Here is a 15,626-nt window from a genome sequence, read left to right on the forward strand (position 1 = left end):
CACTATGTATTACGGATTTGATATTGGCGGCACTAAAATTGCGCTGGGCGTATTTGATACCAACCTGAAATTGCAGTGGGAAACCCGGGTTCCCACTCCGCGCGAAAGCTATGATGAATTCTTAACCGCCATTGCCGCGCTGGTGGCCCAGGCCGATGAACGCTTCGGCGTGAAGGGCTCGGTGGGTATTGGCATTCCGGGAATGCCGGAAACCGACGACGGCACGCTGTATGCTGCCAACGTCCCTGCCGCCAGCGGTAAGCCGCTGCGCGCCGACCTGACCAGACTCCTCGGGCGCGACGTGCGCCTCGACAATGACGCCAACTGTTTTGCCCTCTCCGAAGCCTGGGATGACGAGTTCCAGCAGTATCCGCTGGTGATGGGGTTGATCCTCGGCACCGGCGTCGGTGGCGGGATCGTTGTTGATGGCAAACCGGTTACCGGGCGCAGCTATATCACCGGCGAGTTCGGCCATATTCGCCTGCCGGTGGATGCTCTGGAGGCGGTCGGACGCGATTTCCCGCTCCTTCGCTGCGGCTGCGGCCAGCACGGCTGCATCGAGAATTACCTCTCGGGCGGCGGATTTGCGTGGCTTTATGAACACTTCTATCATCAAAAACGACAGGCGCCAGAGATCATTACGCTGTGGGAGCAGGGTGATGAACAGGCCATTGAGCACGTGGAACGCTATCTCGATCTGCTTGCCGTGTGTCTGGGCAACATCCTGACCATTGTCGATCCTGACCTGCTGGTGATCGGCGGGGGATTATCGAACTTTACGGCCATCGCCGAGCGGTTATCCGGTCGGTTGCCGCGTCATCTATTGCCGGTCGCCCGCGTGCCGCGCATTGAGCGCGCGCGCCATGGCGATGCCGGGGGGATGCGCGGTGCCGCGTTCCTCCATCTCACCCGCTAGTCTTACGAGGTTACTATGCTGTCGCGCCGGTCACATCGACTCAGCCGTTTTCGTAAAAACAAACGCCGCTTGCGTGAACGCTTACGCCAGCGAATTTTCTTTCAGGATGGGGCGCTGCCAGAATTGATGGAAAAGCCAAGAGTGTTAGTCCTGACCGGGGCGGGGATCTCCGCCGAGTCGGGCATTCGAACCTTCCGCGCGACAGACGGGTTGTGGGAAGAGCATCGGGTAGAAGATGTGGCGACGCCGGAAGGCTTCGCCCGTAATCCGCAACTGGTGCAGGAGTTCTACAACGCCCGTCGCCGTCAGCTGCAGTCGCCGGAGATTGCCCCTAACGCGGCGCATCTGGCGCTGGCCAGGCTGGAGGAGGCATTGGGGGATCGTTTTCTGCTGGTGACGCAGAACATTGACAACCTGCACGAGCGCGCGGGCAACAAGAACGTGATCCATATGCACGGCGAACTGCTGAAGGTGCGCTGTTCCGGCAGCGGCCAGGTGTTCAACTGGCCGGGCGATGTCACCCTCGATGACAAATGCCACTGCTGTCAGTTCCCGTCTCCGCTGCGTCCGCACGTGGTCTGGTTCGGCGAAATGCCGCTGGGGATGGACGAGATCTACAGCGCCCTGGCGATGGCGGATGTGTTTATCGCCATTGGCACCTCCGGGCATGTCTATCCGGCGGCGGGATTCGTCCACGAGGCGAAGCTGCACGGGGCGCACACGGTGGAGCTGAACCTTGAGCCGAGCCAGGTAGGCAGCGAGTTTGAAGAAAAAAATTATGGGCTGGCGAGCGAAGTGGTGCCGGAGTTTGTGGATAAATTATTGAAGGGATTATGAATTCGTCGGTTTAGTAGGCCGGGCAAACGCAGTGCCGCCCGGCGTTTTTGCCCGGTGGCGCTGCGCTTACCGGGCCTACAATTGTGCGGTGTAAAATTAACGACCCGCCTTCAACTTCTGGTAATACTCTTCATACAGGCGGCTGGCGTCGCCCACGTCGTTCTGCCACTCGCCTTTGCTGACGGTTGCCGCATCCGGGTAGAGCGACTTGTCGTTCGCCACCTCCGGGCTCAGCAGTTTGCGGGCGGCCAGGTTTGGCGTCGGGTAGCCGATGGTTTCCGCCACCTGTTTTGCCACATCCGGGCGCAGCAGGAAGTTAATCAGCTGCATTGCACCGTCCACATTTTTGGCATTGGCCGGAATCGACAGGCTGTCCATCCAGAAGATCCCGCCCTCTTCAGGCCACACCACTTCCAGCGGCGTGCCGGCCTGGCGCGCCACGTACGCCGAACCGTTCCACACCATCCCCAGGTTGACTTCCCCTTCCATATACGGATTAGCCGGGTTATCGGAGTTGAACGCCGCAACGTTTGGCATCAGCTTTTGCAGCTCGTGATAGGCCGCTTCAATCTCTTTCGGATCGGTAGTGTTGCCGGAGTAGCCCAGCTTACGCAGCGCCACCTGGAACACTTCGCGCGCGTCGTCGGTCAGCAGCAGTCCACCTTTGTATTCCGGTTTCCACAGATCTGCCCAACGGGTCACCGTTTTAGGATCCATCTCGTCGCGATTGATGCCGATAGCCGTCGCACCCCAGATGTACGGAATGGAGTAGTCGTTATTGGGGTCAAACGGCTTGTTGAGCATCTCCGGATCGAGGTTTGAAAAATGGGTTAGCTTCGATTTGTCGATCTTCTGGATCATCCCCTCTTTACGCATCTTGTCGACAAAATAGGTCGACGGGACCACCAGATCGTAAGCGCCCTCTTTATAGGTCTTGAGCTTGGCGTACATGGTTTCATTCGACTCGTAGGTGGAATAGATAACCTTGATGCCCGTCTCTTTGGTGAACTGCTCCAGCAGGCCCGGCGGCACATACTCGGTCCAGTTGTAGAAGTAGAGCGTTTTACTGTCGTCCGCGTGCGCAGCGCTCATACCCAGCACCAGCGCCGCAGCGGCAAGCATTTTTTTCATTTCACTGTCCCCTGAGATTTTGTTTTATCACGCGCAATAAGCTGGCTGGCGATCACCAGAACCAGCGATAACATCAACAGAATGGTCGCCAGCGCGTTCACCTCCGGTGAGACGCCGACTTTTACCATTGAATAGATCTTCAACGGCAGAATTTCATAGCTCGGGCCAGTGACAAACGACGACACCACCACGTCATCCATCGACAGCGTAAAGCTGAGTAGCCATCCTGCGGCCACGGCGGGCATCGCCAGCGGCAGGATAATTTTGCGCAGGATGATCATCTCGCTGGCGCCCAGATCTTTTGCCGCTTCCAGCATCCGCACATCAAAGCCCTTCAGACGGGAGTAGACCGTCACCACCACAAACGGTAGACAGAAGGTGATGTGCGAGAACAGCAGCGACCAGAAGCCCAGTTGCACCCCCAGCAGCATAAACAGCACCAGCAGCGAAATGGCCATCACGATGTCCGGGGACATCATCACCACAAACAGCATCCCGCTGACGAAGGGCTTACCGCGAAAACGGTAGCGGTAGAGCGCCACCGCGGTCAGGGAGCCAATCAGGGTGGCGAAGGTGGCCGAGAAGATCGCCATCGTCAGCGAGTGCTGCGCCGCCTGCAGCAGGCTGTCGTTATTCATCAGCAGGCTGTACCACTGGGTGGTGAACCCCTGCCAGTTGATGCCAAAGCGCGAGCTGTTGAACGAATTGACGATCAGAATAATGATCGGAATGTAGAGATACGCATAGATGGCGGTCATAAAACCGCCGCGAAGCAGTCGACCGATCATCCGAGTTCACCCTTATTGTTAAGCAAGCGCGAGGCACGCCAGTAGACCAGCAGCATCAGGCCCATCACCACCGTCAGGGTGATGCTGGTCGCCGAGCCGAACGGCCAGTCGCGAATGTTCAGGAACTGACTCTTGATGACGTTACCGATCAGCAGATTTTTTGCGCCGCCCATCAGGTCGGAGACGTAGAACAGCCCCATCGCCGGCAGCATCACCAGCAGACAGCCAGCAATGATCCCCGGCATGGTCAGCGGGATGATGATGCGGATAAAGGTCTGCAGCTTGCTGGCACCCAAATCTCGCGCCGCTTCCAGCAGGGGTTTATCCAGCTTCTCGATGCTGGAGTAGAGCGGCATGACCATAAACGGCAGCAGGATATAGACCAGCCCGACGATCACCGCCCCGGGTGTAAACATAATGCGGATCGGGGTGTCGATCACCCCCAGCCAGAGCAGAAACGCGTTCAGGTAGCCTTTGGTGCTGAGAAAGATCTTCAGGCCGTAGATGCGGATCAGGGAGTTGGTCCAGAAAGGCACAATCAGCAGAAACAGCAGCAGCGGACGCACCTTCGACGGCAGCTTCGCCAGAAACCAGGCGAATGGGTAGCCGAGCACCAGACAGGCGACGGTGGCGATCAGCGCCATATTGAGGGAATGGAGCAGCACCTGGAAATAGAGCGGATCGAGCAGGCGCGCGTAGTTGTCCAGCGTAAAGACCAGCGAGAAGAAATGCACATCGTCGCGGGTCAAAAAGCTGGTGGCAATGATCATCAGGTTGGGTAAAAAGACAAATAACACAAGCCAACCGACGATAGTGGCGATCACCCCATTCTGGAATCTACTTGTGTTCTTCATCAGCCAGCACAACCTCCCAGCTCTCTACCCAGTTAATGACCATTTTCTGATTGAGCGAGTGGTCAAAGTCAGGATCGTCCTCGTTAAAGAACTCACTGACGATCACCATTTTGCCGTTTTCCAGTTCGACCACCGATTCAAGCGTCATCCCTTTGTAGTTGCGCTCGCGGATATAGCCGATCAACCCTTCCGCTTCGGTCTCGTCATGGATCTCATCGACGCGCAGATCTTCCGGGCGCAGCAGGACGTTAAGCTGTTGCCCGGGTTCCACGGCAAAGTTGACGAAGATATTGCAGGCGCGGCCTTCGACGTTAGCTAACACCCGCTGGTCATCGAGGCGTTCAATAACCGTAGCACTGAAGATATTGATTTCGCCAATAAAGCTGGCGACAAACAGGTTTTTCGGCTCTTCGTAGATTTCTCGCGGGGTGCCGTCCTGCTCGATTTTGCCGTCGCGCATCACCACGATGCGATCGGACATGGTCAGAGCCTCTTCCTGATCGTGGGTGACAAACACAAAGGTGATCCCGAGCTTACGCTGCAGCGCCTTTAACTCGTTCTGCATCTGCTTGCGCAGCTTGTAATCCAGCGCGGACAGGGACTCATCCAGCAGCAGCAGGCGCGGCTTATTGACCACCGCGCGGGCGATGGCAACGCGCTGTTGCTGTCCACCTGACAGCTGGTGCGGCTTGCGCTGGGCGAACGTCTCCAGCTGCACCATGCGCAGGGCATCGGTGACGCGGGGCGTGATTTCACTGGCCGGGGTTTTTTGCATCCGCAGGCCAAAGGCGACGTTTTCGAAAACCGTCATGTGCGGGAAAAGGGCGTAGCTTTGAAAGACGGTATTGACGTGTCGGTGTTCAGCAGGAACCTGAGTGATGTCCTGATCTTCAAGATGAATATGGCCGTGATCGACGTTTTCCAGCCCGGCGATAAGGCGAAGCACTGTCGTTTTACCGCAGCCCGATGGGCCAAGCAGCGTAAGAAATTCGCCGTTGTTGATCGTCAAATCGAGGTCGGAAATGACGGTTTTTCCGTCAAAGCTTTTACGAATTCCGGCCAGTTGCACCAACGGTGACAGTGAAGCTGGTTGTGTATTCAATTTTTGATTCAGTCCCATATCGACGCTGCAAATGCTTATCGCAGCGGGGTTTGTGGTTAGCCACCTTGGTGATACGTAATGAGGGCGGACATTCTACGGGAATACGCTGTAATCGCCAATCCTTGTTACCCATTGATAAGCTACATTTATTATCGAAAGCGGCGAAAAACGGAAATATTCTCGTTTACGGGATAAAAGTGACCTGACGCAATATTTGGGTTTTGATGCTTACTGATAATGTTGTCACGAAAAGTGAGGGTGACTGCATGGATAAATTACTTGAGCGTTTTTTACAGTACGTATCGCTGGATACCCAATCTAAACCGGGTGTCCGTCAGGTACCGAGCACCGAAGGACAATGGAAACTGTTACAGCTGTTAAAGACGCAACTGGAAGAGTTGGAGCTGGTCAATGTCACGTTAAGTGAAAAAGGGACGGTGATGGGGACGCTCCCCGCCAGTGTGAGCGGCGATATTCCGGCCATTGGTTTTATTTCCCATGTTGATACCTCACCGGATTTTAGCGGTAAAAACGTCAATCCGCAGATTGTTGAGAACTATCGCGGCGGCGACATTGCGCTGGGTGTGGGCGACGAAATATTGTCCCCGGTGATGTTCCCGGTGTTACACCAGCTGCTCGGCCAGACGCTGATCACCACCGACGGCAAAACGCTGCTCGGGGCCGATGATAAAGCCGGGGTAGCAGAGATCATGACCGCGTTGGCGGTACTGAAGCACAACAAGGTGCCGCACGGGGATATCCGCGTCGCCTTTACCCCGGATGAAGAGGTAGGCAAAGGGGCGAAGCATTTCGACGTTGAGGCGTTCGATGCCCGCTGGGCCTATACCGTTGACGGCGGCGGCGTGGGTGAGCTGGAGTTCGAAAACTTCAATGCGGCGTCGGTGAATATTCGCATCGTCGGCAACAACGTCCACCCGGGCACAGCGAAAGGGGTGATGGTAAATGCACTGTCGCTGGCGGCGCGCATTCATGCCGAGGTTCCGGCAGACGAGAGTCCGGAAAAAACCGAGGGCTATGAGGGCTTCTATCACCTCACCAGCATCAAAGGGACGGTTGATCGGGCGGACATGCACTACATCATCCGCGACTTTAACCGCGACGGGTTTGAGGCGCGTAAACGCAAAATGATGGATATCGCCAAAAAGGTGGGCAAAGGGCTGCACCCGGATTGCTACATTGAGCTGATCATTGAAGACAGCTATTACAATATGCATGAAAAGGTGATCGAGCATCCGTACATTCTGGAGGTAGCGCAGCAGGCGATGCGCGACTGCGGTATCGAACCGCAGCTCAAACCGATCCGTGGCGGCACCGACGGCGCCCAGCTCTCCTTTATGGGATTGCCGTGCCCGAATCTGTTTACCGGTGGCTACAACTACCACGGCAAGCACGAGTTCGTGACGCTCGAGGGAATGGAGAAAGCGGTGCAGGTCATCGTGCGGATTGCGGAGCTCACTGCGAAGCAGCAGTAATTGCCCGGTGGCGCTACGCTTACCGGGCCTACACCCAGGCCGGGCAAACATCGTGCCGCCCGGCATTTCCACACATGGGGAGGGAACCTCATATGTCAAACTACCGTCGTCATTATCTACCGGGTGGAACCTGGTTTTTCACCGTTAACCTGCAAAACCGGCGCAGCGATCTGCTGACACGTCATATCGATACGCTTCGCGTGGCAACCCAATGCGTTAAACGCGCAAAACCCTTTCTGATTAACGCATGGGTGATCCTGCCGGAACATATGCACTGCATCTGGACGTTACCCGAAAACGATACCGATTACTCGGGCCGCTGGCGGGACATCAAAAAAACCTTTACCCGTAAGCTTGGGATGTCAGGCATCTGGCAGCCGCGGTTCTGGGAACATACCATTCTGGATGAAAATGACCTGCGGCGGCATACGGATTACATCCATATCAACCCATTGAAACATGGCTATGTGACGCGCGTTAAAGACTGGCCCTATTCCACCTTTCATCGTGATGTAAGGGAGGGGTTGTATCCGGAGGATTGGGCAGGGGTGGTGGAGAGTTTTGACACTGGGGAGCGCCGGTAAAAACGCCGGGTGGCGGCTACGCCTTACCCGGCCTACGGTACGGTTTTGTAGGCCCGGTAAGCGGAGCGCCACCGGGCAATCGACAACCGACTTAGTCCTCGAAGAACCAGTACCCGCTGTTGACCAGTGCCGCCAGCATCGCGAGGAAGGAGGGATCTTCCAGCGCATCACCGAACAGCGCGGCGGTCAGCACCGTATGGCTGGCCAGCGCTTCCAGCGCCGGACGGTGCGGGGAGTCCAGCTGCTCGCCGTTGACATACACCTCTTCGCCAATGCGCAACACGCGTAACCCACCCAGTCGCGCCAGCTTGTCACCCTGCTGCAGCGCATCGTAAATCTCATCCGGCTGATACGGTGGCTCCGGCAGGGAGACGTCCAGCTCGTGGCGGGACTGGCTGATAAACTCCCCGAACCACTGGTTGAAATGCTGAGGCTGGTTGATCATCTCCAGCATCATCCCGCGCAGCTTATCCAGCTCCTCGGGCAGGATATCGGCCGGGTGCTCACGGGCCGGCACGTCCGGATCGCTGAAGCGATGGCTGCCCAGCTCGCGCTGCAGAACGTAATCGGCAAATCCGCTGATCATCTCGCGACCGCTTGGGGCACGGAAGCCCACCGAATAGTTCATCGAGTTCTCAAGAGAATAACCCTCGTGCGGGAAGCCTGGCGGGATGTAGAGAATATCGCCCGGCTCCAGCTCTTCGTCGATGATGCCGACGAAAGGATCCACCTGCAGCAGGTCAGGGTGCGGGCAGTGCTGCTTCATCGGCACCTTCTCACCCACGCGCCAGCGGCGGCGACCGGTACCCTGAATGATAAACACGTCGTACTGATCCAGATGCGGGCCAACGCCGCCGCCTGGCACGGAGAAGGAGATCATCAGATCGTCCATCCGCCAGTCGGGCAGGGCGCGGAACGGTTGCATCAGGGCTGCGGCGGGCTGGTGCCAGTGATTGACCGCCTGCACCAGCAGGGACCAGTTGCTCTCGCCCAGGTGATCGAAGCTTTCAAACGGACCGTGGCTGACCTGCCATTTTCCCTCGTTATGGCTGACGAGGCGGCTGTCGACTTCGCTCTCCATGGCCAGGCCGGCCAGCTCATCGGGAGAGATCGGATCGACGAAATTGGTGATGCCGCGTTTCAGAACTACCGGGCGTTTCTGCCAGTAGCGTTCGATAAAGTCGGGCCAGTTAAGGGCTAATTGATAATCCATATTTATATTCCGCAGGCTTTTACTGACTCGGATTATAACGGAAGCTCAGCGCCTGCGTGTGAGAATCACGCTTTTTTCACCCGGACGCTTTACTCTCGTCGCTTGTCAGATGCTGGCGGGCAAAAATTGCCTCCATCCGCGCGCCACCCAGCAGACTGTCGCCGGTGTCGATCCGGCCGTCATACTGCTCAACAATATCGCGCGCAACCGACAGGCCAACCCCCTGACCGGGGCGTAAGGTGTCGGCACGCTGACCGCGATCGAACACCTGGTCACGCTTGCCCTGCGGGATCCCCGGGCCGTCGTCCTCAACGATAATGTGCAGCTCATTTTCACCCTGGCGGGCGGAGACTTCGACGAATTCCAGACAGTATTTACAGGCGTTATCGAGCAGATTGCCCATCACTTCCATAAAGTCGTTCTTTTCGCCGACAAAGCTGATTTCCGGCGAGATATCGAGGGTGATGTTCACCCCCTTGCGCTGATAAACCTTATTCAGGGCTGAGGTCAGGCTGTCCAGCAGCGGGGCGACGGGGTGCAGCTCCCGGCTCAGCAGGGTGCTGCCGGTTCGCATGCTGGCGCGGTGCAGGTAGTAACCGATCTGCTGGGAGATACGGCTGATCTGCTCCAGCATCACCGGTTCCGCCTCATCGGCGCTCAGCTTCGCGCTGCGCAGGGATCGCATCGTGCTTTGCATCACCGCCAGTGGCGTTTTCAGGCTGTGCGTCAGATCCGTCAGGGTGGTGCGGTATTTGTCGTAACGTTCACGCTCGCTTTTCAGCAGCCGGTTCAGATTGCGTACCAGGCTGGTAAGCTCCCGCGTGGTGTTGGGGTCGAGCTTCTCGCGGTGATGCTCTTCCAGTTCGCGCACCTCTTTCGCCAGCGACTCGATGGGTCGCAGGCTCCACCAGGCGGCCAGCCACAGGAGGGGGATCACCAGCAGCAGGTTGGCGGCCAGCACATACACGAACCAGTTCCACACCGTATAAGAGCGTTTCAACTCCACCGGAATGGTGTCGATGACCACAATGGTCAGCTGCGGCATCTGCATGGTGGCGGGGTAGATATTGACCGCCACCGAGTGGGTCAACTCGCTGTCGTCGTCGTCCTCGCGGATCTCGGCCAGCTCTTTCTGCATGTTCCGGTCGTTACCCACCAGCAGGCTGGTGGCGTCCACATCCGCTTCCAGCTCGTGAAAACCGTTGGATTTTAACCATTCCGGGCGGATAGTTTTTATCAGCCAGGGGACATCGCGCTGGGCCCACAGCAGCTTGCCTTTCTCATCGTAAATCAGCGACATAGTCGGGCTCTGGCGATCCAGATGCTCCGGCATATCGATAGTAATTTTATTGTCTTCCCATTTTGCGAGGGTATAGAACAGATTGCTCTCCCCGCGCAGCAGGCGAAAGGTGGTTTTGTCGAAGCTGACGCTGTAGCCCACCAGCGCCACCATCCCGTAGGCCAGCGAGAGCACCAGCACCACCACCGCCGTGGCCAGCAGAAAACGAAACCGCAGCGACAGAGGCAGAAAGTGACGAAAAAGTTTTTTCATTTAGCGTAATTCGAACAGATAGCCCTGACCGCGCACGGTGGTAATGACATCCTCCGGGTACTGCGCCTGAATTTTCTTGCGCAGACGCCCCATCAGCACATCGATGGTATGGCTTTCGCGCAGCTCGGCATCGGGGTAGAGCTGGAGCATCAGAGAATCTTTGCTCACCACTTTGCCGCTGTTGCGGATCAGCGTCTCCATGATGGTGTATTCAAAAGCGGTGAGTTTAATCACCTCATCATGGATGGCCAGTTCGCGGCGGGAGAGATCCACCTGAAACGGTGGAATGGAGATCACCTGCGAGGCCAGACCGCTGTTGCGGCGCATCAACGCCTGCATGCGGGCGGCGACCTCTTCAATATGGAACGGTTTGGTGACGTAGTCATCCGCGCCGGCGCTCAGCACTTCAACCTTATCCTGCCAGCCTTCGCGGGCGGTCAGGACCAGCACCGGCAGGGAGACATCGTGGCTGCGCCAGCGGCGGATCAGCGACAGGCCATCTTCATCAGGCAGACCGAGATCAACGATGGCGATATCGGGCAGATGTTCATTGAGATAGTAGTCGGCTTCTTTGGCATCTTCGGCATCGTCCACCTGATGCCCCATTTCCTGAAGCTGAACCTTCAGGTGATGACGTAGCAACGCATTATCCTCAACAACCAGTACGCGCATCATCGCTTCTCCCTAATATGAATGGTCTGAATAGTTTAAGCTGATTATGTTGCGACAGGGATAAACATTTCGTAAACCGGAGGGGAGGGAACCCTCTTTCCGGGCGGAAAGAGGGCAAAAAGCGTTATTTCAGTTCGTCAACCATCGCAATGGCGCGGCCGATATAGTTGGCCGGGGTCATCGCTTTCAGGCGGGTTTTCTCGTCTTCTGGCAGTTCCAGACCGTCGATAAACTGTTTCATGCCTTCGGCGTCAACGCGCTTGCCGCGGGTCAGCTCTTTCAGTTTTTCGTACGGCTTTTCGATGCCATAGCGGCGCATCACGGTCTGGATCGGCTCCGCCAGCACTTCCCAGTTGTGATCCAGTTCGTCGAGCAGGCGCTCGCGGTTCACTTCCAGCTTGCTCACACCCTTCAGGGTAGACTGATACGCAATCAGCGCATAGCCAATGCCCACGCCAAGGTTACGCAGCACGGTGGAGTCGGTCAGGTCGCGCTGCCAGCGGGATACCGGCAGTTTGCTGGCCATGTGTTGCAGCATAGCGTTTGCCAGACCCAGGTTGCCTTCGGAGTTTTCGAAGTCGATTGGATTAACCTTGTGCGGCATGGTGGAAGAACCGATTTCACCAGCGATGGTCTTCTGCTTGAAGTGGTTCAGGGCGATGTAGCCCCACACATCACGATCGAAGTCGATCAGGATGGTGTTGAAGCGCGCGATGCAGTCAAACAGCTCGGCGATGTAGTCGTGTGGCTCGATCTGCGTGGTGTACGGGTTCCACTGGATACCCAGAGAAGTAACAAACTCTTCGCTAAACTGGTGCCAGTCCACTTCCGGGTAGGCGACGATGTGGGCGTTATAGTTACCGACGGCACCGTTGATTTTGCCAAGAATCTCCACCTGCTCCAGCTGGCGGTACTGACGCTCCATACGGTAGGCGACGTTAGCCATCTCTTTGCCGATGGTGGACGGGGTGGCTGGCTGACCATGGGTACGGGAGAGCAGCGGGATATCGCGATACTCCACCGCCAGGGCTTTCACCGCGTCGATGATTTTGCGCCAGTACGGCAGAACCACTTCCTCACGCGCGGTAGAGAGCATCAGTGCGTGGGAGAGGTTATTAATATCTTCAGACGTACAGGCGAAGTGAATAAATTCAGATACCGCGTGCAGCGCCGGGACGCTGGCCACTTTTTCTTTCAGGAAATACTCAACCGCTTTCACGTCGTGGTTGGTGGTGCGCTCGATGGTTTTAATGCGCACGGCGTCTTCTTCGTTGAATTCCGCAACGATTTTATCAAGGTAATCGTTTGCCTGGCTGTGAAAAGCAGGAACTTCCGCGATCGCTGCCTGCGCGGCCAGCTTTTGCAGCCAGCGTACTTCAACCTGGACACGGAATTTCAGCAGACCATATTCGCTGAAGATCCCGCGCAGCGCGCTGACTTTATCGCCGTAGCGTCCATCGACAGGGGAAACGGCGGTCAGTGAGGATAATTCCATAGTTCGCAACTCCGGGAGGTTAACAATGAGCAAGAATTTGTTTTGCCTGGGTCGTCAGGCGATTACGATAAAACATTAACTGCAGGCGGCCACCGCCGACCTGTTGCCACAGCACTGCGGCACGAATACCGGCCAGCAGCGAAGCACGCACTTTGGCCTGTACCTGCGGGCTTTGCAGGACGGCAGGGGATCCGGTGACCTGGATCCGCGGCCCCAGTGGACTGATAACATCCACATAAATACCGGCCATGGCGCTGAGTAACGTCTCTGACTGCAAATCAAAATGATCGAGCTGACGCTGAAGACCTGAAATGCGATCGCCCAGGGTGTCCATCGCCCCTTTGGCGGCATTCAGTTTGCGCTCCAGCACCATCATGCTGAGGGTGTAACGCGTCAGTTCCGCATTCAGTCCCTGACGATTGCTGGCATTTAACACACCGAGTAAGGTTTCCAGACCGAGGCGAAGATTCGCTTCGCTACCACCAAAGACGCCGAGAGTTGAACTGGGGTTCAGATCCACAACGCTGTTGAGCGAAACGTGCAGCGCGTCAGCATCGCAATGACCCTGATGCGCCAGCTGTTGCACCAGACGGGCAGACTGGCAAATTCCCGCCAGCGCCAGGGTGATGTCATAAAAGTTCTTCGCCACACTGGCTCCTTTCTGTGTGTAATCGCATTAAACCGCGGTCAGCGGCAGGCGTTGTTCGATAATACCGCCGCCGAGGCAGATCTCACCGCTGTAGAAGACGGCAGACTGGCCCGGCGTTACGGCAGAAACCGGCTCGTCGAAACGCACGTCAATGCGTTCGTCGTCCAGCGCGGTAATAGTGCAGGGAATATCGGTCTGACGATAACGGGTTTTCACCGTGCAGCGCAGCGTGCCTTTCAGCGGCTGGCGATCGACCCAGTGCAGCTGTTGAGCAATCAGGCCGATGGACATCAGACGCGGATGGTCATGGCCCTGGGCCACAATCAGAATGTTGTTTTCAATGTCTTTATCAACCACGTACCACGGATCTTCGCTACCCTCTTTGGTGCCGCCGATCCCCAGCCCTTTACGCTGGCCTAAGGTGTGGTACATCAATCCCTGGTGTTCGCCAATCACATCGCCATCCACGGTGACGATTTTGCCCGGCTGGGCAGGCAGATAGCGGCCAAGGAATTCACGGAATTTGCGCTCACCGATAAAGCAGATACCGGTAGAGTCTTTTTTCTTGGCGGTGATCAGATCCAGTTCTTCAGCGATTTTACGCACTTCCGGTTTTTCCAGCTCGCCCACCGGGAACAGGCTTTGGGCAATCTGTTCGTGGCCGAGGGTATAGAGGAAGTAGCTCTGATCTTTGTTGCCGTCGAGACCGCGCAGCAGCTGGCTTTTGCCGTCGACATCGGCGCGGCGAACGTAGTGGCCGGTCGCGATGTAGTCAGCACCCAAATCTTCAGCAGCGAATTCGAGGAAGGCTTTGAATTTGATCTCTTTGTTGCAGAGGATGTCCGGGTTCGGCGTGCGGCCGGCTTTGTATTCAGCCAGGAAATGCTCGAACACGTTATCCCAGTACTCTGCCGCAAAGTTGACGGTGTGCAGTTCAATGCCGAGCTTGTCGCAGACCGCCTGCGCATCAGCCAGATCTTCAGCCGCGGTACAGTATTCCTCGCCATCGTCCTCTTCCCAGTTCTTCATGAACAGGCCTTCGACCTTATAGCCCTGTTGCAGCAACAGCCAGGCAGAGACGGAAGAATCGACGCCGCCGGACATGCCGACGATCACTTTTTTTTGGCTTTCAGACATTGGAATACTCACGACATTGAACTTCAAGGCGGCGTATTCTATCACGCGCCCCCGGCATTGACACCCTCTGTAAACGGCCAGTTAAATTCGCCGATCGTCTCCAGCGGCAGACGATTGCCGGTGAGGTAGCTGCGAATACTCTCCGCAACCAGCGGCGAACGCAGATTGGTGGCGGTCAGGATCGTGTCGGCATCCACCCACAGGCAGCGATCGATATCGCTGTCGTGCGGCTCAGTGGCGCACATTTCGCTAAGCTCGATGGCAAACAGGAAGCGCAAAAACGGGGTCTTATCCGGGGCGATCCACTGATGTAAGCGGATGAAGTGCTGCGGTTCGGCATGAATGCCGGTCTCTTCCCACAGTTCACGACGCGCGGCCTGAACCAGCGTCTCATCGGCTTCAAGATGGCCCGCAGGCTGGTTCCACAGCGCGTTACCCTTAATGGTCTCTTCCACCACTAAAAATTTGCCCTCGGCGTGGACAATCGTGGCCACCGTGACGTGCGGCTTAAACATGATGTTCTCCTTGTTCGGTAACGTCCCGCCACTCACCGTTGGCGAGGCTATCCAGCGTGTAACTGCCCATCGCGTAGCGAATCAGACGTAATGTCGGATGCCCGACATGGGCCGTCATGCGACGCACCTGGCGGTTGCGGCCTTCATACAGGGTGACTTTTATCCACGAAACGGGAATCGATTTGCGTTCACGGATGGGGGGATTGCGCGGCCAGAGCCACTCAGGCTCGCTGACCAGCTCAATGCCCGCAGGCAGGGTAGGGCCGTCATTCAGCGTGACGCCGTTACGCAATGCGGCCAGCGCGTCGTCATCCGGAATGCCCTCAACCTGCACATAGTAGATTTTGCCGGTGCGTTTCCCGGGCTGAGTGAGCCTGGCCTGCAGCTCACCGTCGTTGGTGAGCACCATCAGTCCTTCGCTGTCGCGATCGAGTCGGCCTGCGGCATAAACCCCCTGAATGGGGATGTATTCCTTCAACGTACTGCGTCCGGCTTCGTCGGTAAACTGCGGCAGCACATCGTAGGGTTTATTGAACACTATGACGCGTGTCGCCTCGCGCGGTTTGCGCGGCCTGGCAGCTTGTCGTGTGCTGAATCGTTCAACCCGGTGATTTCTAAAAGAAGTTTTCTGCATGGTATTTTCAGACGTTATCAATTGCCGCATTATAGCCTAATAACGAATGCCTTT

At 56.8% G+C, this 15,626-nt stretch carries 16 protein-coding genes; 4 read left to right on the plus strand and 12 right to left on the minus strand.

Annotated features, from left to right (window positions below):
- Window positions 1–4: 4 nt before the first annotated feature.
- Window positions 5–916 carry an N-acetylglucosamine kinase gene (nagK, locus tag M8318_RS20885; protein WP_262664339.1) on the plus strand — a complete coding sequence of 304 codons (912 nt, stop codon included), beginning with the start codon at window positions 5–7 and terminating at the stop codon, window positions 914–916.
- Window positions 917–931: 15 nt separating this feature from the next.
- Window positions 932–1,753, plus strand: a complete 822-nt coding sequence (cobB, locus tag M8318_RS20890) for a Sir2 family NAD+-dependent deacetylase (RefSeq protein ID WP_262664340.1) — start codon at window positions 932–934, stop codon at window positions 1,751–1,753.
- A 96-nt stretch (window positions 1,754–1,849) separates the two neighbouring features.
- Here the strand turns inward: cobB and potD are convergent, their stop codons facing one another.
- From potD to potA, 4 genes are read right to left on the minus strand one after another with little or no spacing between them, the layout of a single operon-like run.
- Entirely contained in the window at window positions 1,850–2,884 is a 1,035-nt protein-coding gene (potD, locus tag M8318_RS20895; protein ID WP_262664341.1) for a spermidine/putrescine ABC transporter substrate-binding protein PotD, read from the minus strand.
- Window positions 2,881–3,672: a spermidine/putrescine ABC transporter permease PotC gene (gene potC / locus M8318_RS20900; RefSeq protein WP_262664342.1), complete on the minus strand. Its 792-nt coding sequence runs from the start codon at window positions 3,670–3,672 to the stop codon at window positions 2,881–2,883. Before potC ends, potD begins: the two co-directional genes overlap by 4 nt.
- Window positions 3,669–4,526, minus strand: a complete 858-nt coding sequence (potB, locus tag M8318_RS20905; protein ID WP_262664343.1) for a spermidine/putrescine ABC transporter permease PotB — start codon at window positions 4,524–4,526, stop codon at window positions 3,669–3,671. The genes potC and potB overlap by 4 nt, the downstream gene beginning before the upstream one ends.
- Complete coding sequence (gene potA / locus M8318_RS20910) at window positions 4,510–5,646, minus strand: spermidine/putrescine ABC transporter ATP-binding protein PotA (protein WP_262664344.1); 1,137 nt, start codon at window positions 5,644–5,646, stop codon at window positions 4,510–4,512. The genes potB and potA overlap by 17 nt, the downstream gene beginning before the upstream one ends.
- Before the next feature lie 248 nt (window positions 5,647–5,894).
- On the opposite strand from potA, the gene pepT reads away from it, so the two are divergent.
- On the plus strand, window positions 5,895–7,121 hold the full coding sequence (pepT, locus tag M8318_RS20915; RefSeq protein ID WP_262664345.1) for a peptidase T: 1,227 nt from the start codon (window positions 5,895–5,897) through the stop codon (window positions 7,119–7,121).
- Between the two features lie 92 nt (window positions 7,122–7,213).
- Complete coding sequence (locus tag M8318_RS20920; protein ID WP_262664346.1) at window positions 7,214–7,705, plus strand: REP-associated tyrosine transposase; 492 nt, start codon at window positions 7,214–7,216, stop codon at window positions 7,703–7,705.
- Between the two features lie 91 nt (window positions 7,706–7,796).
- Here the strand turns inward: M8318_RS20920 and M8318_RS20925 are convergent, their stop codons facing one another.
- The 8 genes from M8318_RS20925 to rluE all read right to left on the minus strand — a co-directional run bounded on the left by M8318_RS20925 (window position 7,797) and on the right by rluE (window position 15,602).
- Window positions 7,797–8,918 (minus strand): ribosomal protein uL16 3-hydroxylase, encoded by a 1,122-nt coding sequence (locus M8318_RS20925; RefSeq protein ID WP_166182168.1) that lies wholly within the window; start codon window positions 8,916–8,918, stop codon window positions 7,797–7,799.
- 76 nt (window positions 8,919–8,994) lie between these two features.
- Window positions 8,995–10,470, minus strand: a complete 1,476-nt coding sequence (gene phoQ, locus M8318_RS20930; protein ID WP_106992770.1) for a two-component system sensor histidine kinase PhoQ — start codon at window positions 10,468–10,470, stop codon at window positions 8,995–8,997.
- Window positions 10,471–11,142, minus strand: coding sequence for a two-component system response regulator PhoP (phoP, locus tag M8318_RS20935; RefSeq protein ID WP_032617646.1), 672 nt, complete (start codon window positions 11,140–11,142; stop codon window positions 10,471–10,473).
- 124 nt (window positions 11,143–11,266) lie between these two features.
- The gene (gene purB, locus M8318_RS20940) at window positions 11,267–12,637 is read right to left on the minus strand and encodes an adenylosuccinate lyase (RefSeq protein ID WP_262664347.1); all 1,371 of its coding nucleotides are present in this window, start codon (window positions 12,635–12,637) and stop codon (window positions 11,267–11,269) included.
- 19 nt (window positions 12,638–12,656) lie between these two features.
- On the minus strand, window positions 12,657–13,286 hold the full coding sequence (gene hflD / locus M8318_RS20945) for a high frequency lysogenization protein HflD (RefSeq protein WP_262664349.1): 630 nt from the start codon (window positions 13,284–13,286) through the stop codon (window positions 12,657–12,659).
- 27 nt (window positions 13,287–13,313) lie between these two features.
- The gene (mnmA, locus tag M8318_RS20950) at window positions 13,314–14,423 is read right to left on the minus strand and encodes a tRNA 2-thiouridine(34) synthase MnmA (RefSeq protein WP_262664350.1); all 1,110 of its coding nucleotides are present in this window, start codon (window positions 14,421–14,423) and stop codon (window positions 13,314–13,316) included.
- Between the two features lie 41 nt (window positions 14,424–14,464).
- Entirely contained in the window at window positions 14,465–14,938 is a 474-nt protein-coding gene (locus M8318_RS20955) for an NUDIX hydrolase (RefSeq protein ID WP_106992774.1), read from the minus strand.
- Entirely contained in the window at window positions 14,931–15,602 is a 672-nt protein-coding gene (gene rluE / locus M8318_RS20960; protein ID WP_262664351.1) for a 23S rRNA pseudouridine(2457) synthase RluE, read from the minus strand. The genes M8318_RS20955 and rluE overlap by 8 nt, the downstream gene beginning before the upstream one ends.
- Window positions 15,603–15,626: the final 24 nt, after the last annotated feature.

Origin of the sequence: Leclercia tamurae (assembly GCF_025566055.1) — a bacterium.
In the GTDB taxonomy this organism is placed as follows: domain Bacteria; phylum Pseudomonadota; class Gammaproteobacteria; order Enterobacterales; family Enterobacteriaceae; genus Enterobacter; species Enterobacter tamurae.